Origin of the sequence: Martinezella lusitana (assembly GCF_016901135.1) — a bacterium.
Lineage (GTDB): Bacteria > Pseudomonadota > Alphaproteobacteria > Rhizobiales > Rhizobiaceae > Rhizobium > Rhizobium lusitanum_D.
Genome location: NZ_JAFEVL010000003.1, coordinates 225,186 through 249,655, shown reverse-complemented (window position 1 = coordinate 249,655; position 24,470 = coordinate 225,186). Strand labels below are relative to the sequence as shown.

The window sequence follows — 24,470 nt, the reverse complement described above, 5'->3', positions numbered from 1 at the left end:
GTTCGTCCACGTCATCGCTCCATTGGGAAGTGACGAATTTGATTAGATGTGGATATGTGATGAACATGGATGATCAGGCCCGCACGTACTGATGTGGGCGTGAACGCGGTGTGTTTTTATAAAGGAAAATGCTTCCTAGGCCGCGAAACATTTCTGATACAGTTGCGGCGCGCATTTCTGTTGAGTGGCAACCATTCTTTGCAATTGGGTGGGGCACATGAAGCTGGCTTTCGAAGCAATCTTTAGACGCGAACTGGATGTCATCAATTTCCGCCGTCAGTCACTTCAAAATGGCGGTGCCAAAGCTCATCGTGCTGAGCGAGCGCCCAGGGAGGATAGCCGCCGGTTTCATATCCCTCGTCACGCGGCAAAACTGTCGCAGGACCACGTTAGCGCGGACAAGCGTGGCACAGTGCGAATGGAGACGGGCAGCAACCTGACGGGACTTTCGTTTTCCGGTGGTGGTATTCGTTCGGCCGCCTTTTGCCTGGGCGCTTCACAGGCGCTGGACTCGCTCTCGCACGACGGTGAACCGCGCGTCCTCGACGCCTTCGATTATCTCTCCACAGTGTCCGGCGGCGGCTACATCGGCACCTCGATCGTTTCAGGCATGATGCAGGAGCCTTATACGTTTCCCTTCGCCAGCAAACTCGACGCTCAGGAAACGCCGGAAATTCAACATCTGCGAAACTATTCGAACTTCCTCGTCCCGAACGGATCGATCGACTATCTGACCAGCGCCGCGCTTTTGATGCGCGGATTGCTCGTAAATGCTTTGATCGTCTTGCCGGTCCTGCTTTTCCTGGCGGTGCTGACCGTTGCCTGCAACCCGCGGTCAATCGATCTTGGGCAGCCGGATATCTTTGGCTTTCCGCTCGACCGGCTGCCGCTCGTCACCGTCAGCGGCATGGAAGCCTTCACGTTGACGGTCAATGTTCTGATCGCCGTCTTGATCCTGATGTTCGCAAGCGCAATCACGACCTCCCTGACCTTTCAGACAAGCCAGTTGGCGGCGCGCGAAAGGCTTGGGCGGATCCTCGGCTGGCTGGTGGCGGCCATCGCCTTTGCGCTTCTCATCGAGCTGCAGCCACTGATCCTCGGCGGTATGTTCGAAAAGACAGATGCCGGTTCGGTTGCGGTTACCGGCCTGGAGGACGGCAACTTGAAAAGTGTCCTTCTGGTAGTCGCGCATGTCGTGCCTGCGCTGACAAGCGCCCTGATCCCAACGGCCATTGTTCTGATCGGCGCGGCGCAGAAACTGGCAAACATCGCAAAGTCGACGCTCGGGGAGGCGACCTGGACGGCGACGCTGCAGAAATATGCAAGCCGCATCGCGCTCTATCTCTCGGCTATCGTCGTGCCATTGCTGTTGTGGGTTTCCTATCTCTACCTCAGCTTTTGGGCGATAACGCCTGCGATTGGTGCGGCCGGCGCCAATCCGCCTGCTCCCGTCGCTCCGACATGGCTGTCCGACGTCTCTGTCCTTGTCGCGCAGTGCATCCCCGCGATCGGCCGTCTGGGAGCAATCGGCTCGCTCTACCTATGGATTGCATTGGGGCTCGCTTTCGCCTGCCTTTTCATCGGCCCCAACTCCAACTCGCTCAACCAGCTCTATCGGGACCGTCTTAGCCGAGCTTTTCTGTTTGAGCGCGCACTCCTTAAGAATAACAAGCCGTCGGTCAATGTCGACGGCTGGAAGTTTTCTTCGTTGAAACCTTTTGATGCCGCAAGCGACGGCTGGTCCGAGGGGGCTGCCTATTCTCCCTATCTTCTCGTCAACACGACGATCAATTTGATCGGATCGAAGAACCTCAACAAGCGCGGCCGCAATGCCGACAGCTTCATCTTCAGTCCACTGCATGTCGGCAGCCAAGCAACGCATTATGTGGCGACCCAGGATATGGAAGACACAGTGCCGTCGCTCACGCTCGCAACGGCGATGGCCACATCCGGCGCCGCCGCCTCGGCGAATATGGGCAGCCATACCATCCGGATCCTGACCTTCAGCCTTTCCCTGCTCAACGTCCGTCTGGGCTACTGGCTTGCCAATCCGGCAAGGCTCGACGCATTCGGCCATTGGTGGAATCGATGGTGGTCGAATTTCGGCACGTGGTACTTTGCCAATGAAACCGCCGGCCGTTTGGACGAGAAGAAGTTGAATGTCTATCTGACCGATGGCGGCCATATCGAAAATCTCGGCATATACGAACTGCTGCGCCGACGCTGCAAGGTTATTGTGGCCATCGACGCCGACGCCGATCCAAGCATGACCTTCGAATCCTTCGTCAAGCTTCAGATCATGGCACGTATCGACCTTGGCGTCCGCATCGAGCTTCCGTGGCAGGATATACAGAGGAAAACCCTGAAAGTGGCTGAGGATTTGGCATCGAACGTCGCCCCTTCGGTCGAATCCGCGGGACCCCACATCGCCGTCGGAATCATCGAGTATGGCGAGGACGAAAGGGGCATATTGCTCTACATCAAGTCATCGCTGACCGGCGACGAGAACGACTACATCATGGACTACAAGAGGCGGAACCCAACGTTTCCACACGAGACGACCCTCGACCAGTTTTTTAGCGAGGAGCAGTTCGAGGTTTACCGGGCGCTTGGCTTTCACGCCGTCCAGCATTTCTTCAGTGGCAAGGACAATTTTGCCCGGCCTTCGGCTTTCCAGGCCGGCTGGATCGATGAGCTTGTCGCAGCGCTTGCATTGCTCAATATTCCACCGGCGATGCGAGAGGCTTTCAGCGCCCGGCTTTAGAAAAGAACAGGACGCGGCCGTGTGTACTCGTTCGCCATGAGGGCCTGTCGTAATCTGAAGTTGAATTCCGCTACGAAATGGGCGAATATAACGGGAATAGTCTGTAATGGGACGAGATGGATACATCATCCGCCCGGCTGCATTTTCGTTCGATAGCATATTTCGAATCAGCTGCTTGAACGTCCGCCCGTAGGGCGTTGCAAAGCTACGCAGTAGACCGCTTTCAGATCGTATTCTTCTAATATTCATTACGGCACTTGAAGCATAGGAATAGCAGTATTCTGCATGCGCAATTCGGCGGGAGGCTAAACACGCCCAGTCAATCTGGGTGTCCGTGGGGAGGGCATTCTCGATGAGAGTCTACGAGGCGATCGTGAAGGCACTGGAGGGAGTGGGGGTCGGCGCCGCCTTCGGTGGAGCGGGTGAAAATGCCGCCGGCCTGATGCTTGCCCTCAAGCATTCCTCAATCCGGCCCGTCATTACGCGCCACGAACAGGCCGCCTCATTCATGGCTTGCGGCTATGCCATGCATTCGGATCAGTTGGGGTTTTGCTTCGCGACGGCGGGACCGGGCGCGTTCAATCTGTTTTCCGGATTGGCTGTCGCCATGTCGGATTCATATCCGGTACTGGCCGTTTCCGGCTATGCTTCCCTCGACTGGAAGGGAAAGGGGGCTTTGAACGAAACCTCCGGCACCAGTCGCACTCCAGATTCCCAGGCAATGTTTGCCGCCACCACGAAGAAGTCATTCTTGCTGACGGATGCGGCCAAGACCTGCGACGTCGTCGAGGAGGCGGTCAACCTGGCCTTCGACGGCCGCCCTGGCCCGGTTCACATCCATGTCCCTGAAAACCTGACGCATCATGGCGTTTCCGTCGACAACTTTCGCGCCATCGATCTCCGGCGACGTCCGGTGATGCCGGAGTCCAAGCGGGTGAGCGAAGTGGCCCAGCTTTTGGCTGATGCCGTTGCCAAGGGCAAGCAGATATTGGCGTTGATCGGCTTCGGCGCCGTTCGCAGTGGCGCCGGGCCGGAGCTGAGGGAACTTCTGCAGCGCTATCAGATTCCGTTCGCAACGACGCTCGATGGAAAAGGCATCATCTCGGAGCGTCATCCTCTCTCCGTTGGCGTGTTCTGCGACAGCGGCCACAGCGCCGCCTGGAAAGCTTTCCTGCAGGCCGATGTCATCCTTGCGGTGGGGAACTCCTTCGCACAGCATGCCACCTTCAATTTTCGCGATGATCTTCTCGCCGGCAAGACGCTCATCCATATCAACATCGATATCGGCGAGATCGACAAGGTCTACAAGGCCGATGCTGCCATCATCGGCGATGCAAAACTTGCGGTCGCGGCGCTCAACAAGGAAATATGGCCGAAGGCCGCGGCTGTGGCATCGAGGCCCGCCGAGGGACGCGATTATGACGCGGAGCGGATCGTCCATCTCCTGGATGAAATCCATCCCGGACAGCTTGCGCAATCCGTGTCCAAGCGTTTGCCCGACAATGCCATCGTCCTTGCGGACGCCGGCGCGCATCTTGCCTGGCTCGGCTATTATCTGGAGCTGTCGCCGGGACAGTTTTTCCGAAAGCCCGGCGGATTCGGGCCGATGGCGGGACATGTCAACGGCGCGCTTGGCGCCAAATGCGCCAATCCCGACCGTCCGGTTATCGTCGGTTGCGGCGATGGATGTTATCTGCTGTCGGGCTTCGAGCTTCTGACCGCCGTTCAGTACGACATTCCTGTCATCTGGATTATTTTCAACGACGGCGAGTTCAAGCTCATCAAGCTTTATCAACTCGAAGCCTATGCGGAATCGGCCCTCGTCGAATTCGGCAATCCCGATTACGTTGCCTATGCCAGGGCTTGCGGCGCGCAGGGATACAGAGTCGAGACAATCGAGGAATTCGAAAGCGCCTTCGACGAGGCGCTGGCGCTGGGCAAGCCGGCAATCATCGATGCCCACATCACCAGGCTCGCGCTGCCGCACTACAGCCCTTCGCCGAAAGGGCTTCTTTCCGGCATCGCAGAGATGGTCGAGGATCGGATTTTGCCGGGTCGCAGTGGGCAATAGCTATTTTGGTCGTCGGCGAGACAAGCCGAAATGAGCAGGCGTTTCCTGGTCGCGTAGCGGACGGCGACGGGAAACGGGGGAACGTCCGCCTCTTTTGTATCCCATGCAGTCCATCGATGCGATGCGCCGAGGGCCATTGTTCGATGCGTTCACGGAGGGCGAACGGTAATGGCGTGGAGTGAATCCTATCAAGGAGATGTAGAGGCCGAGCGCCTCCTGTTTGAGCGCCTCGCTCAGGATATGATGCGCGTGCAGTACAAGACGCGCGCCTATGCCAAGGCCGCCGACATTCAGCGCGCCTTTCACAGCAAGGCCGTCTTTGCCGCGCTGGACGCTGAACTGACCTTCGTAGACAATCTGCCCGACGATCTGAGAGTGGGTTTTGCCGGGCCTGGTAAGAGCTATTCCACGATACTGCGCCTGTCCAATGCCAGCGGCTACGGTCAACCGGACTATAAGCCCGATCTGCGTGGGTTGGCGGTGCGGATCAATGTCTCGGACCAGGAGCAGCACGATCTCTTGGCGACCAACTTTCCGGTTTCACATGCCCGCGATGCCAAGCAATTCGTCGCTTTCGCCAAGGCGACGGCGGGAGGAGGTTTAAGCCGGCTCCTAGGTGTCATCGGCCTCGCCTTCACCTTCGGACCCTCGGAAACCCTGCGGATGATCCGCAACGTCACCACCGGCCGCAACCGGAAAGTCCGCAGCCTGGCGCTCGAGACCTTCTGGAGCCGCGGTGCGATCTGTTGGGGCGACAAGCTGGCCGTACGCTATCTATTCCGTCCTGCACCGAATGCGCCGCATGCTCCCGATCCGTCCGAAACCGATCCTGGCTATCTCTCCACCGAACTCGCCCGGCGGCTGGAAGTTGGAGACATCCATTACGAACTCTGTCTCCAGCTTTTCGCCGATCCGAAGTCAACGCCAATTGAAGACACGTCCATCGAATGGACGGAGACCGCCTCGCCTCCGATCAAGGTGGCAGACCTCAAGGTCAGCAAACCGACGACCGGCGAGGCCGAAGCCATCGCCAATGCCCGCCTTGTCGACGAACTGGCTTTCAACCCCTGGAACACGACCGACGCCTTCAGGCCGCTCGGCAATCTCAACCGGGCGCGCAAGGTGGTCTACGATGCCAGCGCCGCCTATCGCCACAGCTTCCGCTGGACAAGCCCGGTGCCCTTTCGCAACCGGCTGGCAGGAAGGATAGTGCGCCGTGCCTTTCTGATCATCAATCGCTACGTCGCCTGGCACCGACTGTCGCTGCGGCTGAGCCTGCTCAATCTCGACGCTTTCCGCTATGTCTTGCGTGAAAAGAACCTGATCGGAACGGACCCGGCCGAAGCGCCGCCGATCGCGCGCCCGACGCCGCCGGCGGCGATTGCCGAAGGTGAGCGGCAAATGCGGACCTATGACGGCACTTTCAATGATCTCTCGTCGCCGCAAATGGGCGCCGTCGGCTCGACTTTTGGCCGCAACCTAACACCGGTTTTCGCGCCAGAACTGTTCGACACGCCCAATCCAGTGGTGGTCGCGCAGCAACTGATGCATCGCGATACATTCATTCCCGCTCGCTCGCTCAACATCCTCGCTGCCGCCTGGATCCAGTTTCAGGTCCATGATTGGGTCAGCCATGCCCGCCATCCACTTGGGGAAAAGGACGTGGTCATTGGCCTCCCCACCGGCATGAAATGGACCAGCGAGGTCGGAGGCAAGCCCGAAGACGTCATGCGAATTGCCGGAAACATGGAGATAGGTGGTTATGCCGGCAAGCCACCCATCTATTTCGGCAACGCCGCCTCCCATTGGTGGGATGGATCCGAGGTCTACGGCCCTGACAGCGAGAAGGCGAAGCTGTTGCGGGAGGGGCCAAAGATCCGTCTCGTCAACGGGCACCTGCCGGTCGACGTTCATGGCTTTGAGGTTACCGGCTTCAACGAGAGCTGGTGGCTCGGCCTCAGTGCGATGCACACCTTGTTTGCGCGCGAGCATAATCTGCTGTGTGATGAACTGCGCCGCCAATATGGCAATTGGGACGATGAGCGCGTCTATCAGACGGCGAGGCTGATCGTCTCGGCGTTGATCGCCAAGATTCATACGGTCGAATGGACGCCGGCGATCCTTGCCACCAAGGCGATCGAAGTCGGTCTCTCCAGCAATTGGAACGGTCCGCCCGCCAATGATTGGCTGACAAAGGCAGGCCTGTGGCTGGTAGACGAACATGCGTCCACCGGCATTCCGAAGACGATGCCGGATCACCACGGCACGCCCTATTCGCTGACGGAGGATTTTGTCACCGTCTATCGCATGCACCCGCTGCTGCCCGATGACTATTGCTTCTACGACCACAAGACAGGCGGCAAGATCGCAGACAAGAGTTTCATGGATATACAGGGCCCAGGCGCCGACGACATCATGCGGCAATACGGCCTTCGCAACACGCTCTATTCCTTCGGTACTGCCCATCCCGGCGCGATCACGCTGCACAACTTCCCTCGCGCGTTGCAGGCTTTCACGCGCGACAACGAGATTATCGATCTTTCCGTTGTTGACCTCGTGCGCACACGGCACCGTGGCGTGCCGCGCTACAATGATTTCAGGGCCGGCTTGCACCGGCCACGGATCAAGAATTGGGAGGAATTGTCGACCAATCCGGAAGACGTGCGGCTGATCAAGGAAATCTACGGCGATATAGACCGTGTCGACACGGTGGTCGGCCTATTTGCGGAGCCTCCTCCGACCGGCTTCGGTTTCAGCGATACCGCATTCCGCATCTTCATCCTCATGGCATCGCGCCGGCTGCAAAGCGACCGCTTCCTGACGGTGGATTTCCGCCCGGAAGTCTATTCGCCCTTCGGGATCGACTGGATCGCCAATAATGGCATGACGAGCCTGATCCTGCGCCACTGTCCTGACCTCGCCTCGATGGTGCCGCGCAATGCCAGTGCCTTTGCGCCCTGGCGGCCGATCCTGCCGGGCGGCGAGAAGCAGGATCTGGAAAGGAAGGCATCATGACCAACATATTCGGAGCCGATGGTTCTTCGCCACCAAACGCTGCCGCAACGGAGACTTCGACCGGCAATCGCGGTCTCGATGCGCTTTTCCGCCGGCCGCTCATCGAGGCGATATGGCGCCGCCGCACCCATCGCGTCAGCCAGGGAAGTTCCGTCCTTGCCGGCTCGATGAGCTATCAATCGGATCAGCCGCGCGAGCCTCTTTCGGAACTGGAGGAGGCGGTGCTGATCGCCATTACCGGTTCGACCGGGCTCACCATGCCGGACCGGCCCTTCGAGGACCCCGCCACGCATCAGCCGATCATGGCCAAGCCGAACCTCACCATGGAAGGCCGCACCGCCGGCAGCCCCGACAATGCCCAGGGTACGCATTTCTTCATGATCAACGACAGCGGCACCTATTTCATCCGCAAATTGCCACCACCGCCGGACGGTGAAAAAGCGCTGACGCCGGAGAGATTGATCGCCCGGGCGGCAGAGGCGAAGGTGCGCATTCTCGATCACCGCCTCGATGTTCCGGACGGCAAGCGCGCCTTTCCGGCCTATCTGGATTCCAATCGTTTCCTGTCGAACCAGCCAGGCACGACGATCTTCCTGCCGGTCGTCGACCTCTCCCGGCAATATATCAATGGCATGATGTATCTTCTGACCCAACCGGACGGTGCCCGGCCGGCCATCGTCGACGACCGCAACTTCTATCGGCTCGCAGGTGTGAAGCGCTGGGTGGACAAGGGCTTTCTGAACAAGGATATCAAGGTACCGCTCGGCGTCATCGGTTCGTTGCGCACGCAGATCGAGGCTGATCTTCTTCTCCAGAATATATTCCTGACTGCCGACGCCATGGGGCTTGGCGCCTGGATCCATGCTTCCATCAGCCCGCCTGTCCTCGTCGGCGACCCGAAATTCCTGAAGACCTATGGTGCGATGCTGGGCTTCGACGTCGTTACGCCGCGCTGGCGGCTGATGGACATCCTGCGGTGGCAGATTCCTTTGCCGCGTTATTCCAATCTGCGCAGCAACCCGATCGGACTGCGCTACAAGGGCGAGCACCTGATCAAGGGCATGTCGCCACCCTATTACGACAGCATGGCCGAGGCCGTTGCCGCCGTCATCGAGGAGAAGTTCGGGAAGAACGGCCTTTTCAGCGACCAGGCCCTGTTTGCCGAAATCTACAAGGACGATTATGGCAAGCGTTATCTGGCGGAAGCGGCCGTCTACAACGACGACGTCATCAACTGCGCACGCGACATCTGCACCTACATTTACGAGACGCATGGGCGGTTTCCGGCGCATTGCGACGCGATCCACGTGCCTGGCGTCTGGCTTCAGGCGCATCATGTCGAACTTGGCTACTACGACCGGTACTTCAAAAACGGGCTGACAGACGCCCATCGCTCTCATCGTCAAGACTGGCACTAGAGAAAGGCGCATTCTCGCGCTTGATTGAAATATGCCGAATATCTGGCGATGTAAAAAGTGATTCGAAGTACAAGTGATAGTTTTATATAGTGCTTTTTTCACGCAATATGGGGAGGTCGGGATGAACGACTTGTGCGTGATATTAACAGCAGCCTCGATGTTAGGCTCCGGTTTCTATGCAGGCGTCGCCGGCGCCCATGAATTTAGTTCCGAATATTTTGTTTTCGCTGATCCGATGGTGGAATCGGGTTCCGGCAGTGACGGTCTCGCCACGCGGCGACTTGCGATTGCCGCACAGACGAATGATCGCAAGATAGAGAACGACGGCGACATTCATGGCGAATGGTCAACGGGACGCGCAATTGCCGATAACGAATCCGGTCGCAAACCATTTATGTGGCCCTGGGCATCGTCGCCAACCCAGGACAACTCGATCAAGAAAAAAAGGCAGTGGCACGGAAACCGTGACAATGACGCTTCTGGTAGTCGATCGGGCAATTCAGGCAGCGGTAATATGGGTGGTAGCAGCACGGGCAACGCTGGCAATATGGGCAGTGGTAGCACCAATGGCAGCAGCAACACAGGCGGCACCGGTAACATGGGCGGCGGCGGCAGCGGAAATATGAAGTGAGGTAAAGCCGGCGTTTGGCGGAGGCCCGGGTGGCAAAGCGAGAAAGATCGGCAGCTATGCGCAGGATGGCTGTCTCGATCGGGAGCACGCGGACAAGCTATTTGCGTTGGTCGACGTCGTTCACGGAGCGGGCTTTTGGGGCATGAGTGAGAATTGGGCGATCTGCATAGGGATAAATCGCTACGATAATTTGAAACCGCTCGAGTTCGCTCAACAGGATGCTGAAGCGATGAGCGATTTTTTTCGCGCTTCAGTCCATTTCAGCCAGGTTTATTATCTGGCTGAGGACGCGCCGCCCCTCCCTTCGGATTTCGGAAGCCCGCTGCAATCTCGTCCGACATTCGGCAATCTGATGCGTTTTCTGCGCGTGCGTTTCGAACAGCCCTTCCTTCGGCCAAGTGACAATCTCTGGTTTTTCTTTGCCGGTCACGGACGGCGAGAACGGGAGCAGGACTATCTGCTGCCGATCGACGCCGATCCCGGCAATGTCGAGGAGACAGGAATTTCGGTGCAGCACGTTGCCGAGCGACTGAAGCGCTGCGGCGCGGACAATGTTATCCTGCTTCTGGACGCTTGCCGCAATGAGGGCGCACGCGACGGGCAAGGCCTTGGTCTCGACAGGCAGCAGGGCGCCGTTACCGTCTGCTCATGCAGCCCTTCGGAATTCTCCTACGAGATTGCCGAACTTGGTCACGGTGCCTTCACCTATGGGCTGCTCGAGGGGCTCGGCATGGAAGGTCCGCAAAATTGTGCCACCGTCGAACGGCTCGACAACTATCTGAAATTCGCTGTCCCCGACTTGTGCCGCAAATACGGCAAGCCTCGCCAGACGCCCTCGACCTTCGTCGAGCCGCTTGCCAAGCGCCACTTCATATTGCTTCCGGCGCGTGCGTTACCCGAAGATTTGGAGCCGCTGAAACTCGAAGCACTGGAGGCCGAAGCGAATGGCAGTCTCGCCGAGGCCGAACAATTGTGGTGGCGCATCAACGCCGTTGCTCCGGCAGATGCGCAAACCAGAGAGGGCATCAGGCGCATCACCCTAAAACGCAAGCCCGATGAACCCGACGGCCCACCCGTTACGGTACCGCGACGGACGCTTCTTTACGGGATTGGTGCGGCCAGTCTTGTTGCCACGATCGGAGCGGGGGCATGGGTTGCCCGGAACCGGGTGAAGCTGCGGCCCTCGCCGATGCGCGCCGAAACGGTGCCGGTGACGACCGTCAATGACGAGGGCACTCTGTTTGATACCCGTTGGGAGACGGTTGAAACCTTCAATCAGCCCGTCGACGCGGAAAACGCCATCGAATTCAGCCTGCTGCCGGCCCACAGCTTCAAGATGGGTTCGCCTGACGGCGAACTGTTGCGGATCGGCAAGTTTGAGCAGCAGGTCGATGTTACCGTCGGCCGCATCGCGGTCAGCCGGACGACGATTACGCAGCGCATGTGGCGTGCTGTGATTGCTGCCTATCACGAACAGACCGGTCTTTCCCTGCCGATGGCACCATCCTCATTTCCGGGCGACGACCGCCCGGTGGAAACCGTTACTTGGCAGCAGGTGATGGAATTCTGCGCTAGGCTCTCCAGATTGACCGAACGCGTCATCCGATTGCCGAGCGAAACCGAGTGGGAGCGTGCCTGCAGGGCAGACACGTTGACGGCTTTCCACTTCGGCCCCACACTGACCCCGGCGCTTGCCAACTACTGCGGTACGGGCGGCGCGGTCTGCGGAATCAGCTTCGGCGAGAACGTCTCCCGCGCCAGCTATGCCGACGTTGCCTATCCCGATGGGGCCTATGCCAAAGGCCCGCGAGGCACCTTCTACGGATCAACGAAGCCCGTCCGATCCTACCCACCCAATCGTTATGGGCTCTTCGAGATGCATGGGAATGTCTGGGAGCATTGCCTCGACAATTGGAATCCTGACGTGAGATCGATACCGCATGACGGTCGGCCCTTCATCGATGCTGATTCCTCAACGCGCGTTCTTCGCGGCGGATCTTTCTCGCATAATCCGGCGATTTGTCGCTCGGCATATCGGGACTGGATGAAGGAGACGCTGGCGGGATGGGAGGGGCGTGTCGGTTTCAGGGTGGTTTGCGAGGTCTGAGCCACGGGAATAAGGTTTTCTCGAGCATGTCCGATGACGGATGAACAAGGAGCGCCTGACATGAACAGAGAAATTACTTTTATTACCGACGCAGCTCCAACACCCGGCTTTGCAACCGGACCCATCGTTGGTGACCGAGGTGCGCGGGGTGGCGATGACGTCGGCGGCGGTTTCGGCTCCGTCCTCGGGTCGCCGTTGAAAGTGGTCAGACTTGGCGCCGACGCGCTGAAAGAGCAGATGACCAATCTGCTTGAGGTGGTTCAACATGTCTTCGATCAGTCGCCGAGCCGGTTGGGATTGATGCTCGACGAAGTCGAGCTCTCAGTGGAGATCAGCTCGGAGGGGGAGGTCCGTGTGTTTGGCAGCGGCGGAAAATTGGGTGGCAGTGGCGGGATCAAATTGGTCTTCAAAAGAGGAGAGCCTGCCGTTGCCGTGCAACATCCGGTCGGTGATGTTGGAGTTGCGAAGAGCAATCCCCAGCCATAGCGACAATGGGCTTGTCGAGCTTGTCCATCGAAGGGCGCCTGCCTGATTGCCGCGATGTACAGATTGTCGGGATCGTCACGCGCAGTGTCGGTGCCCTCGAACATGCCGATCGAGGTTGCATTCGGGATGCCAGGATTGGAGGCCCAGCGGCCATTGTCAGCAACGGTCGACCAGATGCCAGCCGCCGGTTCCAATCCTTTCAAGGCCACCACAGAATATCTCTCATGCGAGATAGCCCTCGACCAATGGCTTCGCCAGTCGACCTGCGGTAAGATGTGCCGGAGGGGCCATCGCGGTCAGCGGGGAGGGGCATGGAGCGCCGTCTTGCAGCAATTCTGATCGCTGACGTCGCAGGTTACAGCCGCCTGAGCCAGATCGACGAGGAAGCGACGCGCCGCAGCTTCAAGGCCGACCTGGATGATCTCATCGAGCCCAGAATCGCCGAACATCACGGCCGGCTGGTCAAGACGATGGGCGACGGCCTGCTCGTCGAGTTTCATAGCGTCGTCGACGCCCTGCAATGCGCGATCGCGATCCAGCGGGAGAAAGCGAAGCAGAACCCGGCCTCCGGTGACGCCATACCGCTGCGGTTCCGCATCGGGGTCAATCTCGGCGACATTATCGTTGAGGGCGAGGATATTCATGGCGATGGCGTAAACATCGCCGATCGCATGCAGACGCTAGCCGAACCGGGCGGCATCGCCATCTCCGGCACGACATATGATCAGGTGAAAACGAAGATCGATGCCGATTTCTTTTCGCTCGGGAGGCAAAAAGTCAGGAGCATTGCCGAGCCAATCCGGGTCTACAGAGTCGTTTTAGATCCGGCTGCGGCCCGCCGGTTTCCGCGATGGTCCAAGCGCGTGCGCCGCGGCGCGATCCTGGCCATCGCACTGTCTCTGATTGCCGGCGGCGGCGCTTACCTCTGGCAGAGGCTGGATATCGGTGAGACGCCTGCATTCGTCCGGCGCTTCGCCTATCCTCTGCCAGATAAGCCTTCGGTCGCCGTCCTTCCTTTCATCAACGTCAGCGGCGATTCAGAACAAGATCATCTGGCCGAGGGGCTGACGGACGATCTGATTACCGAACTTTCCAAAGTGTCGGGGCTGTTTGTCATTGCTAGGCATTCGGTCTTTGCGTTGAAGGGCAATGCGGGCAAGACAGCGGAGGTGGCAGCGGAGCTCGGCGTACACTACCTGCTCGAAGGCACGCTGCAGCGGGCGGGGCCACAATTGCGGATCAACGTCAAACTGATCGACGCGCTGACAGGGCTTTCCATGTGGGCGGAACGCTACGACCGGCAATATGCGGATCTCTTTGCAATTCAAGACGACGTGACCGGCAAGATCATCTCGGCGCTGAAGGTGGAGCTCAGCGACGGCGAGCGCACGCAGATCGAGAAGATCCCGAGCGATAACCTCGAGGCCTACGACTATTACATGCGCGCGGAGCACGAGGGGTTGCTCTACAGTGACGTGGAGACCTATCGCCGGACGCTTTCTTATTACCAGAAGGCGATCGATCTCGATCCGAATTTTGCCGACGCGCATGCCGGGATCGCACGCGTCGCGGTCGATGTCTGGCGCAACGATTACAATTTTCTCTGGTCGGCGGCGGTGGCGCGCAAGATCGCTTATGACGCGGCGGGGCAGGCGCTGAAGCTCGACCCGAACAATGCGCGCGCTCATACCGTGCTCGCCTTGTTGCAACTGGTCGACGGGAGGGAGTCCGAAGCCCGAGAGTCGGCAAACCGGGCTGTGGCGGCCCAGCCGAACAGCGCTGAAGCTGTAGGTAACTTGGCACTGATCCTGTCCCAAACAGGAAACCACGACGAGGCCATTGCCGAAATCGATCGGGCGCTCAGGCTCGATCCGTCGCCATCGCCGAGCTTCCAGCTGCTGGCGGGCATCGTTCTCTACACGGCGCGAGACAATGGCCGTGCCGTCCCTCTCATAGAAGCGGCGCGCGACGCATTGCCGAACGTCGAACCGGCGCGCGAATATCTGACGGCGGCTTATGGCTTTGATGGCGACCGGGTGCGGAGCGCGGCGGAGAAGACCAAGCTTCTGGAACTCTTTCCGGAAAGCAATCTCACCTATTACGGGTATCTCTACGACTACTGGCGTCCAGCCGAACTGGAACATCACCTGACCGGGCTGAAGGCTGCGGGCATTCCGGCATGGCCTTTCGGATTTGTCGGGAACGATGCCGATCAGCTCGACGAGAAGGCGCTGCGCGATCTAATCGACGGAAAGACCTGGGCCGGAAAACACAAGAACGGAACGGCCTTCGTCCAGTATTTCGACAAGGCAGGCAACACCGCCTACAGGAGCGCCAATACCAATATTACCGGCACGGTCGACGTCAAGGGAAACAGGCTGTGCGAGAGGTTTAGTGGTTACTTCCTGGATCGCATGGTCTGTGGGCAGGTCTATCGGAACAGGGACGCCGCACAGCCCGACGCCCAATATGTCCACGTGACCCCTCAGGCACTGATGTTCTTTTCGCCGGCGCCATAAGGGTCATTCTGCCGGCATGTGCTGCCAGTCCTTTTGCATTTTGTCCGAGATCAGCGTGTTCTGGACTTCCGACCAGTGCTTCTTGGAGTCGACGACCTTTGTCGGCTTTTTCTCGAAGCCATCGGCGGCGCCCGGATCATAGCTCAGGTATAGCTTGCCATCGATGATGCGCCAGGCATTCGGATCGATATTGGTGGTCACCGTGCCGAACGAAACGCCGTCTGCGCAATAACCACCGTATTGCGGCGCGTATTTGCCGGGATCGGCGATGAACAGGTCACGATTCTTGGCGCTGGCGAAATGCCACTCTGCACCCAGCCAGCGGTGCGAATAGGCCGCAGATCCCGCTACGGCCTTGTTTTCAACGAAATATGCTACCGGATCGTATCCCTTGATCGCGACGTCACCGAAATAGCCGGTGTTGACCGGCTCCTCGGCACAGACCGGCGCGGCGAAGGCGATTGCCAGGCCTGCGAAGATCAGCGCGGCGGGTCCTGTCTGTTTGCGAGACATGTATAGGTCCTCCCTTTTAGGGCAGTGAATGTGGCGCTATTGGCGCTTGGTGCATTCGGCAAAGAGCCAGTCGCCGACGAGATCAGCCTTCTGGCAGACCGCTCCGGCTTTCAGCAGCAGTGCGACGGTATCCCAGTGGGACCGCCATCCGGCCTGGGTCAACGGCGTGTAGCCGTTACGTTCCTTCGCTTCTAGGTCGGCCTTGTGCACCAACAGGAAGGCCACCACATCGGTTTGTCCTTCCTCCGCCGCAGCATGCAGCGGCGACATATGATAGAAGTTCTTATCGTCATTGACTCTAGCACCTTTCGACATGAGCAGCTCGACCACGTCGAGATGTCCGCCGTAGGCGGCGGCGTGCAGCGCGGTAAGGCCGCCTTTGTTGCGGCATTCGATATCGGCGCCGTTTTCCAGCAGCAGCGCGACGATATCCTTCTGCCCGGCGAGCGCAGCAATTAGCAGGGGCGGTTCACCAGACTCGTTCGGTGCGGCGATATCAATGCCGGTCGCGATCAATTGGGCCACGCGTTCCCGATCGCCGGTCCGGGCGGCGTCATGCAGCGGCCCTGCATAGACGAGCGGCGTCCAGAGTAGAAGGCATGCTATAAATCCGCTGACGACCCTCATCGCATACCCCGTCCAACAGGACGGCCTCACCGGCGCGAAAGAACATAACGTATCACGAATATGTCATCATAATCAAGAAATCGCGCAAACGCGAGCTTAGACAGTCATAATGTGGAGGCGTTGCGGGCGTCACTACTTAACGTGCTGCAAGAAGAGTTGAGATGGAGACATAATCGAGCACGGGCCGCATTCCTGAATTAAAATGGCGCTGCTTGATATTACAATGTTGAAACGGCTGCGCGGAAAAATGTCTGATATTTAGACTGATTCTGAGGGAGCGCAGCCACCACCAATCTTTCTTCGGCTCATTGGTTCCATAAATCATTGTTATCCCAGGAAATCGAGATGACGGACCGTCGGTTCGGTTCCCATCAAGGCGAGCGAGGCGCTTACCTCATAGCCGTCTCAGCCCTCGGCGAAGCGCGCCGACGCAAATTCGTTGAAGCTGTTGACGAGGCCATGTTCGTGTGGGCCGACATTCGCTCTGAAAGCTTTTGCGCCCTCAACCAGGATCTCGTCGGCATCCGTTGCGAGTATCGCCATCGTCTCTTCGATGAACTGGTCAAGCGGCATGGCTTCCGCAGCCTCGCGGCTGTTCATAAGATCCGTACGCACCCAGGGCGGGGCAATCTCGAGCACGCGAACGCCGGAATTTTTCAGGAGAAAGCGTTGCGACAAGGCATAGGAATGAAGGGCGGCCTTTGTTGCCGAATAGACGGCCGTGACCGCCATCGGGACAAAACCGAGCACGGAACTTGTGTAAGCAATGACGGCGTCGTCCTTGCTTTTCAGATGCTCGATCAGGGCTGACGTCATGCGGATTGATCCGACGAGATTCGTGATGACGGTATCGACCATGAGCTTGTCGTCGACCGGCCCGGTAGCTTGGTCCGGCAACATAATGCCGGCGTTGTTGATGAGGACATTGAGATCGGGATGCGCGGCGATCAACTGAGAGGCCACAGCGCTGATGCTGGCAGGATCGGTGATATCGAGTTCGACCGCGGTCATTCCGGGGTTGGCGGCGACAACCTGATCGAGATTGGCGCGGCGGCGGCCGGAAATAATCACCTTGTTGCCGCGCTTGTGAAACGCTTCGGCGAGGGCCTTGCCGATGCCCGATCCACCGCCGGTGATGAAAATGGTGTTGCCTGAGAGTTTCATGGTTTTTCTCCGTGAACGACGTGAGTTGAGATCGTCAGTTGGGGAACCTGTCGCCGAACATCGGCAAGCCGCTGAGGGACTGAGCCTCGGTCGCCTCGTCCTGAAGCACATCCCAGTGCTCGGCGAGTCTGCCGTCCTCCATGCGCACGATATCGGTGGCGATCCATGCGGCGGGCCGGCCGTTGCCGGAGAAACGCCCGTGCGCGATCACGTAATCGCCTTCTGCGACGATGAGCTGGTTTTCGTATTTCAGCGTGTCCGGCAGGGTGCGGACCAGGTTGAACAGGCCATCGCGGCCGGGAGCGATATGGGCGCTGTGCTGGATGTAGCGATCCGACCAATAGCGCTCAGCGGCGGCGTAGTTGCGCTTGTTGAACAGCACATCGAAAGCTTCGAGAACCAGCGCCTTGTTCTGCTCCGGTGTTGTCTTGGACATGATGAAAAGACCTCACATTGGTGTCATGCAAGGTAAACATCGTCCATGCGTGCTTCCGTCGGTAGCCACCGGATTCCGCTAATTTCTATGCATGCGACGCATTAATCGACGGATGGGTGTGCCACTGTCAGAGCCCGCGGAGGCAGGCTCCCAAAGTCAGATCGTTCCATTGATTGAGGTGCGCCGGAAGTCGGCTGCAAGGTGATCGATGGCAGCCCGTGCCGCTACGCGCGTGGCGCGTCCCATCGGGAAATAGGCGTGGACCGGAATGCCGGCCAACGTCCAGTCGGCAAGCAGACGCACCAAGGTACCCTCCTCGAGCTCGCGGCGACACGCCCAGCCGCTCGTCGAGGTGATGCCGAAGCCCGCCACGGTCGCCGCGATGGCCCCTTCGTTCTCGTCGGTCGAAAAATGCGGCTCCAGCTTGATTGCGGATTCCTGGCCATTCAGCTCAAATCGCCAGGCTGTCGGAACTGCCGCGGCCGTGCCGCCGACGATACGGTGTTGCACAAGGTCATCGGGCGTCTCAGGCACACCGTGGCGTGCGAGATAGTCGGGAGAGGCCACGATGACGCGCGGGATCGTGGCGATTAGCCTGGCGGTTGCCGTAGAGTCGGGCAATCGGCCAAGCCGTATGGCGACATCGACCGCATCCTTGATCAGGTCCTGCCGGCGGTCGCCGAGCTGGATCTGGATGTGCAGATTTGGGTGCCTTTCGGCGAACGAGGCGAGGCGGGGAATGACATCGCGAACGCCAAAGCTGGTCGGCGTGGTCAACCTGAGCAGTCCACGCAGCTCACCACCTTCGCGCACACTTTGCTCGGCGTCGTCCAATGCCGAGAGGATCGGCTCGATCCGCGCCAGAAATTCAATGCCCATTTCTGTCGGCACAACGGCCCGCGTGGTGCGCGTCAACAGCCTCGCGCCGAGCTCGGCCTCAAGATCGGCAACGATGCGCGAAGCCTGAGATTGTGACAGGCCGCATTCCCGCGCAGCAGCCGAGAAGCTGCCCAAACGGGCAACTCGCGTATAGAGACGAAGTGCGAAATTATCCTTGATCAAATACCGCAAACTCCAGCCCCGGCGTGTCGGTCACACCAGGGAATGCTACTCATGTTATTGGAGGTCTGCAAAGATTCGAACCCTTTCCTCTGCTGAGTACTTCCTGGTTCCGCCGAGCATCGGCTGCGTTGCATGATATCCATGCGGCCATTCGAGCGTGAATGAGACCGGAGATTTGCGTATGATCGGCTCTCTTGCAAGCAACGCCAACATATCGGTCGTCAACATCAGCTAGACACCCTGCGATGGCCGCGATGCATTCGTTCAACCTCCGAAGAGCGGTTAGACCACCGCCCTCATCGACGGACAAGTGGAATCTGGAGATTGGTCGGTCGGTTGTGCTCGGTGTCGAAACCACGTCCGTCGACGTTCCTCGCACCCCAAAACAGCATGTCATGCGACAGGTACACGAGGTCGTATTCCATGAAGTTTTTGCCGGCAGTCAGACCAAAGGGCACAAAGGTCTTGCCGAAAATGCTCTGTGCGTGGCCGACCTCCCATTTTTCATAGGTCTGGGTCGCCACCTGGTTCAAGAGGTCGGCTGTGACCATCGCCGCAGAGTCTGCAGAGCAGTTGGCGCATACGGCACATATATTTCGGGGCTGGATTCGCCGGTTGACCGATCTTCTTCGTGAGGGCGGCGTTTCGGACAAGGAGGCACACGCTTTTGCGGTGATGCTGGTCGCCTCTGTCGAAGGCGCTGTGGTGTTAAGCCGAGCCGAGAAGTCCCTTGACCCTTTCGAGACCGTGGCACAGCAATTGATGACGCAGGCACGTGGCCTCGCTTCACAAGTACGATCCACAGGCATCTGATGCAGAGATCGGAGCACGGATTCGGGACCAAGAGCGACGTCAGCACGGTGGAAATGACTAGGCGTGGAAGTTCGGCCGTGCGCCAGAGTCATTATCCTGTGGAGGGCGGCCGGCTCCTGCCGCAATGCGCACACGTTCCTCACTAGGATCTCTATGCTCTCGCGAATCGCTTCAATGTTCGTTCCCATAAGCGGCAGGCGATTGCGATTGAGAATGCAATTGATCCAATGGAGTCCTTCATGGCCGACATCCGCACACCAGTTTCCGAGGTGATACCGAAGATTTCCGTCGTCGGTGTCGGCGGCGGCGGCGGCAACGCAATCAACAATATGATCGCGGAAGAGCTTCAGGGCGTCGAATTTATTGCGGCAAATACGGATGCACAGGCGCTCGCGACGTCAAAGGCGAGCAGGCGCATTCAGCTGGGTGCGCAGGTGACGGAAGGTCTCGGCGCGGGCTCCTTGCCGGAAATCGGGCGAGCCGCCGCTGAGGAATCCATTGATGAGATCATGGATCACCTTCAGGGTACGCACATGTGCTTCATCACGGCCGGAATGGGTGGCGGCACCGGCACGGGCGCTGCCCCGATCATCGCTCAGGTCGCACGGCAGGCGGGGATCCTCACGGTAGGCGTCGTCACCAAGCCCTTTACGTTCGAAGGCAACCGACGCATGCGCACCGCCGACGAGGGTATCGAGCGGCTGCGCGAAAGTGCGGACACTGTCATCGTCATTCCCAATCAGAACCTGTTTCGCATTGCGGATGCCACGACCACCTTCGCCAATGCTTTTGTGACCGCAGACCGGGTCCTATATGCCGGCGTCAGCTGCATCACGGATCTGATCATCAAGGAAGGCCTCATCAATCTCGACTTCGCAGATGTGAAATCCGTGATGCGTGGAATGGGTCGAGCGATGATGGGAACAGGCGAGGCGACGGGGCCTGGCCGTGCATTGAGAGCCGCAGATGCCGCCGTTGCCAACCCGCTTCTGGATGACATGAGCATGAAGGGCGCGCGGGGCGTGCTGATCTCCATTTCCGGCGGGACTGATATGACGCTGTTCGAGGTCGATGAGGCCGCCAGTCGCATACGCGACGAGGTCTTCGATGATGCCGATATTGTTGTTGGAGCGATCTTTGACAGAAACCTCGATGGCGTATTCAGGGTATCGGTCGTTGCCACCGGTCTGGATGGTTTCGCGGCGTCCGGTAATCAGTTCGGGGGGCATCAGTGAGCCCCTGCTCCACCGCCGGGTGAGGGCTTGCGGGCAAAGAGGACGGCGACCGCCGCCGTGGCCAACAGTATTCCAATCACGGCGAAAGTATCGCTGAAGCCCATGATCAGCGCCTGTCGCTTAACGATGCTGCCGAGAGCGACGGTCGCCTTCTGTGCGGCAAGGGCATGATCCGAGACGCCATGCGACAGGAAATAATTGGTCACCTGCGTCAACCGTTCCCGTACCTCGTCGCGTGACAATGTCACCGACTGGCCGATGATGTTGGAGTGGAACTGTTCGCGCTTGGTGAGCACGGTTCCGAGCGTCGCCGTTCCGACAGCGCCGCCAAGATTTCGCAGCATGTTCGTAAGACCCGATGCGGCGGCGGCGTCAGCCGCGGCGATACCGGCGGTCGTGATCGCCGTAATCGGGGTGATGACCATGGCCTGGCCGATGGCGCGCACGATATTCGGGATCCAGAACTGATCGCCGGCGGTATCGGCCGAAAGCGTCACGTTCATGAAGCAGCTTATCGCGAAGATGGCGATGCCGAGGAAGCCGATATAGCGGACGTCGAAGCGCTTCATCATCATCGGAACCAGCGGGATGAGGATGAGCTGCGGCAGCCCGGTCCAGGCAAGCACGTTGCCGATCTGCTCGGCATTGTAACGCTGCACCTGGCCGAGATATTGCGGCAGGATATAGACCGAGCCGAACAGAGCGAAGCCGACCAGGACGTTGACGAGAACGCCGATGCCGAAATTGCGCTGCTTCAACAGCCGCAGCTTCACCAGCGGGTTCTGGACGGTCAGCTCGATCCAGATGAAGGCGCTGAGCGAGACGACGGCGATGGCGCTGAGCTTCAGGATGAAGGGCGAGGAAAACCAATCATCCTTGTTGCCTTCCTCAAGCACGGTCTGCAGCGCCGAAAGTCCGATCGCCATCGTCGCGATGCCAGCCCAGTCGCCCTGCTTCAGAAGACCGAGCCGCATCGGCCCTTTATCGAGCGTCAACGCAAGGGCAATCGCCATGATGGCGCTCGGCAGGGCATTGATGAAGAAGATCGTCTGCCAGCCGTAGTTCTCGGTGAGATAACCGCCGATAGTGGGGCCGATGGCTGGGGCGACCGTGACCGAGAGGGCAAAGAGGGCAAGCCCGGTCGGCTGCTGCGACTTGGGCAGCTTGGTGAGGATCATAGTGAAGGCCATCGGGATAAGCACGCCGCCGGCAAAGCCCTGCAACCCGCGCAACACGATCATCGTGCCGAGATCATGCGCAAAGGCACAGGCAATCGAGAACAGCGGAAACAGGATCGAGTTTACGAGGATATAGCGACGAAACGAGAAGACGTTGCTGAAGAAGGCCGTCAGCGGAATGACGACGATCTCGCCGATCAGATAGGAGGTCGATATCCAGGCGCCGTTGTCGACGCCCGTGCCGATGCCGCCTTCGATATCGAGAAGCGAAGCATTGGTGATCTGGATGTTGAGGATAGCCATGAAGGCGCCGATCATGCCGGCGAGTACGGCGATCCATTCTCTGGTGCTGGCCTTCGCACTCGGCTGCGGGACGGCGGTGGCTGCGATGGTGGACATGGTTCAATACTCCTCATCCCTCACCGTTCACGCGCCGTGGCTCTGGTCGGCCGTCTTGATGTCGATGCTCGGCTGTACCGACATGCCGGGGCGCAGATCGCCTGATGTGGCGCTGTCGGCGTCAAGGACGATCTTGACCGGGATACGCTGCACGACCTTGGTGAAATTGCCCGTGGCGTTATCCGGCGGCAGCAGCGCGAATTCCTGGCCGCTGGCGGGCGCCAGGCTGTCGACATGGCCGTGATAGGTTCGGCCGGGGAACATATCGACTTCGATATCAACAGGCTGACCGGCATGCACGTCAGTCAACTGGGTCTCCTTGTAATTGGCGATGATATAGGCGGCTGATGTCGGCACCACCGACATCAGCTGTGTGCCTGCCTGCACATACTGGCCGACGCGAAGCGTGCGGTTGCCGACGACGCCGTCGAGCGGTGCGGTGATCGCCGTATAGGATAGATTGAGCTCAGCCTGGCTTTGGACGGCCTGGTCATGGGCGAGTGTTGCCTTGGCCTGCGCCAGTTGCGCCTTCAACAGATCGACCTGCTTGGTGGTGGCAGCAAGCGATGCCGTATCGCGATCGATCGCGGCGCGGGCGGCGGCGATCTGAGACGCGGCCTGTTGTGCGGTTTGCACTGCAGCGTAGCCATTGACCGAAAGGCTCGCGTAACGCTTGTCGTTCTGCTCGGCAAAGGTCTCGTTGGCCTTGTCGACATCGACGGTTGCCTGGGCGGCGGCGATCAACGACTGCTGCATCTCAAGAGATGCCTGCTTGGCCTCCACATCGGCTTGAGCGGCGGCGACGTCGGCCTTGGCCTGATCCAGCGCCGTCTTGAAGTCGCGGTCGTCAATGCGGGCAAGCACCTGCCCTGTCTTGACCGTCTGATTGTCGCCGACGACGACATCGGCGATGTAGCCGGAAATCTTTGGCGCAATAGCGCTGTTGTCAGCCTGCACATAGGCATCGTCGGTCGATACCTGGAAGCGGCCGACCGTCCAGTAATTATGACCGTAATAGGCGGCGGCCGCGATGACGACGAGCGCAGTGGCTCCGAGCAGGAACGACTTGCCCCGCTTCGCCGGCGGCTTTTCCTCAGCGGCGATACGCGCCAGTTCGGCCGATACATCCGGCTTGCCGGCGTCCATGGTCGGGGTTGGAGCCTCGGCGACGGGTGCCTGCTTGCCGGCATTCAATACATGAACCTTGTTTTCCACTGCTGTTTCTCCGGATAGGCCGATCGTCTTGGGAGGGCGGATGGGCCGCGAAAATTCTCGGTCGCATATTTAGGAAACTTGATGTTTTCCAAAATATGCGCTATAAAATGGAAGTCAATAGGAATTTGGAAAATCAACATGGTCGAAATTCAATTAATTGAGAAGCGGTCGAGAGGCCGTCCCCAGATCCGCTGCGACGACGACACCAAAAGCCTGATCATCGAGGCCGCTGACGCTCAATTCCGGGAAAATGGCTATGCGGCCGCGAGCATCAACGCGATCGCGCAGACGGCCGGCGTCTCGACGAAGACGCTCTACAGGCTGTTCCCGACCAAGGCGGATTTGTTTTCCAGCATCATTTCCGATCGCATCAATCGGTTTTTCCTGGCACTCGACCAGTCGACACTCGCGACGATGGATCTGCGGCAGGGGCTGGAGCGGCTGCTGACGACCTACGGCATGTTGACGATGTCGGACGATACAGTCGACATGACGCGTCTCGTTATCGCGGAATCCGACCGATTCCCCGAGATCGCCACAAGCTTCTATGAAACCGCTATCGTCGGTTCCAATGCTGTCATGGAGAAATGGCTGGCAAGGCAAGCCGAGCGCGGGCTGATCAAGCTCGAGGATCCGCACATGGCTTCGGGCATGCTGCGCGGAATGATGATCATGGAGCCGCAGCGCGCCGCCATCCTGCGTCAACAGAAGCCGCCCGGTATCGAGGAGATCGCCCAGCGCGCGCGAATTTGCGCCGACATCTTCCTGAAAGGATGCCAAGTCTGACCGATTGGACTTCGCCTTGTCCCGGAAACCG

19 protein-coding genes are annotated in these 24,470 nt (G+C 59.2%); 11 read left to right on the top strand and 8 right to left on the bottom strand.

Translation table 11 applies throughout. The annotated features are described in order from the left end of the window. The first annotated feature begins 418 nt into the window (after positions 1-418). The 8 genes from JTP94_RS01900 (at position 419) to JTP94_RS01865 (ending at position 15,011) form a co-directional block, all read left to right on the top strand. Positions 419-2,764 (top strand): patatin-like phospholipase family protein, encoded by a 2,346-nt coding sequence (locus tag JTP94_RS01900; RefSeq protein ID WP_204848863.1) that lies wholly within the window; start codon positions 419-421, stop codon positions 2,762-2,764. Between the two features lie 352 nt (positions 2,765-3,116). Beyond that, positions 3,117-4,835, top strand: a complete 1,719-nt coding sequence (locus JTP94_RS01895) for a thiamine pyrophosphate-binding protein (protein ID WP_204848862.1) — start codon at positions 3,117-3,119, stop codon at positions 4,833-4,835. A gap of 168 nt (positions 4,836-5,003) precedes the next feature. Beyond that, the gene (locus tag JTP94_RS01890; RefSeq protein WP_204848861.1) at positions 5,004-7,850 is read left to right on the top strand and encodes a peroxidase family protein; all 2,847 of its coding nucleotides are present in this window, start codon (positions 5,004-5,006) and stop codon (positions 7,848-7,850) included. Then, complete coding sequence (locus JTP94_RS01885; protein WP_210384004.1) at positions 7,847-9,268, top strand: hypothetical protein; 1,422 nt, start codon at positions 7,847-7,849, stop codon at positions 9,266-9,268. The genes JTP94_RS01890 and JTP94_RS01885 overlap by 4 nt, the downstream gene beginning before the upstream one ends. A gap of 121 nt (positions 9,269-9,389) precedes the next feature. After that, positions 9,390-9,899 (top strand): hypothetical protein, encoded by a 510-nt coding sequence (locus JTP94_RS01880; RefSeq protein WP_204848860.1) that lies wholly within the window; start codon positions 9,390-9,392, stop codon positions 9,897-9,899. 142 nt (positions 9,900-10,041) lie between these two features. After that, entirely contained in the window at positions 10,042-12,006 is a 1,965-nt protein-coding gene (locus JTP94_RS01875; protein WP_204848859.1) for an SUMF1/EgtB/PvdO family nonheme iron enzyme, read from the top strand. Between the two features lie 60 nt (positions 12,007-12,066). Beyond that, positions 12,067-12,492, top strand: coding sequence for a hypothetical protein (locus JTP94_RS01870; RefSeq protein ID WP_204848858.1), 426 nt, complete (start codon positions 12,067-12,069; stop codon positions 12,490-12,492). 311 nt (positions 12,493-12,803) lie between these two features. Beyond that, positions 12,804-15,011: an adenylate/guanylate cyclase domain-containing protein gene (locus tag JTP94_RS01865; protein WP_204848857.1), complete on the top strand. Its 2,208-nt coding sequence runs from the start codon at positions 12,804-12,806 to the stop codon at positions 15,009-15,011. A gap of 3 nt (positions 15,012-15,014) precedes the next feature. Here JTP94_RS01865 and JTP94_RS01860 read toward each other — a convergent pair whose 3' ends face one another. The 6 genes from JTP94_RS01860 to JTP94_RS01835 all read right to left on the bottom strand — a co-directional run bounded on the left by JTP94_RS01860 (position 15,015) and on the right by JTP94_RS01835 (position 19,364). Beyond that, a complete protein-coding gene (locus JTP94_RS01860; protein WP_204848856.1) occupies positions 15,015-15,524 on the bottom strand; it encodes a YHS domain-containing (seleno)protein in 510 nt (169 codons plus the stop codon). 36 nt (positions 15,525-15,560) lie between these two features. Beyond that, positions 15,561-16,151: an ankyrin repeat domain-containing protein gene (locus JTP94_RS01855; protein ID WP_204848855.1), complete on the bottom strand. Its 591-nt coding sequence runs from the start codon at positions 16,149-16,151 to the stop codon at positions 15,561-15,563. Between the two features lie 405 nt (positions 16,152-16,556). After that, positions 16,557-17,315, bottom strand: a complete 759-nt coding sequence (locus tag JTP94_RS01850; RefSeq protein ID WP_204848854.1) for an SDR family oxidoreductase — start codon at positions 17,313-17,315, stop codon at positions 16,557-16,559. A gap of 34 nt (positions 17,316-17,349) precedes the next feature. Next, positions 17,350-17,751: an ester cyclase gene (locus tag JTP94_RS01845; RefSeq protein WP_204848853.1), complete on the bottom strand. Its 402-nt coding sequence runs from the start codon at positions 17,749-17,751 to the stop codon at positions 17,350-17,352. Between the two features lie 156 nt (positions 17,752-17,907). Then, entirely contained in the window at positions 17,908-18,813 is a 906-nt protein-coding gene (locus JTP94_RS01840; RefSeq protein WP_204848852.1) for a LysR family transcriptional regulator, read from the bottom strand. Between the two features lie 296 nt (positions 18,814-19,109). Next, positions 19,110-19,364: a hypothetical protein gene (locus tag JTP94_RS01835; protein ID WP_204848851.1), complete on the bottom strand. Its 255-nt coding sequence runs from the start codon at positions 19,362-19,364 to the stop codon at positions 19,110-19,112. Between JTP94_RS01835 and JTP94_RS01830 the strand changes: the two genes are divergently transcribed. Both JTP94_RS01830 and ftsZ read left to right on the top strand, forming a co-directional pair. Continuing rightward, positions 19,357-19,626, top strand: a complete 270-nt coding sequence (locus JTP94_RS01830) for a hypothetical protein (RefSeq protein WP_409456574.1) — start codon at positions 19,357-19,359, stop codon at positions 19,624-19,626. The genes JTP94_RS01835 and JTP94_RS01830 overlap by 8 nt on opposite strands. Before the next feature lie 239 nt (positions 19,627-19,865). After that, complete coding sequence (gene ftsZ, locus JTP94_RS01825) at positions 19,866-20,861, top strand: cell division protein FtsZ (protein WP_204848849.1); 996 nt, start codon at positions 19,866-19,868, stop codon at positions 20,859-20,861. Here the strand turns inward: ftsZ and JTP94_RS01820 are convergent. Together JTP94_RS01820 and JTP94_RS01815 are read right to left on the bottom strand one after the other, a co-directional pair. Beyond that, complete coding sequence (locus tag JTP94_RS01820) at positions 20,855-22,438, bottom strand: DHA2 family efflux MFS transporter permease subunit (RefSeq protein ID WP_204848848.1); 1,584 nt, start codon at positions 22,436-22,438, stop codon at positions 20,855-20,857. The two genes, ftsZ and JTP94_RS01820, sit on opposite strands and share 7 nt — an antisense overlap. A 27-nt stretch (positions 22,439-22,465) precedes the next feature. Further along, positions 22,466-23,653: an HlyD family secretion protein gene (locus tag JTP94_RS01815; protein ID WP_204848847.1), complete on the bottom strand. Its 1,188-nt coding sequence runs from the start codon at positions 23,651-23,653 to the stop codon at positions 22,466-22,468. A gap of 138 nt (positions 23,654-23,791) precedes the next feature. On the opposite strand from JTP94_RS01815, the gene JTP94_RS01810 reads away from it, so the two are divergent. Next, complete coding sequence (locus JTP94_RS01810) at positions 23,792-24,439, top strand: TetR/AcrR family transcriptional regulator (protein ID WP_204848846.1); 648 nt, start codon at positions 23,792-23,794, stop codon at positions 24,437-24,439. Positions 24,440-24,470 lie beyond the last annotated feature (31 nt).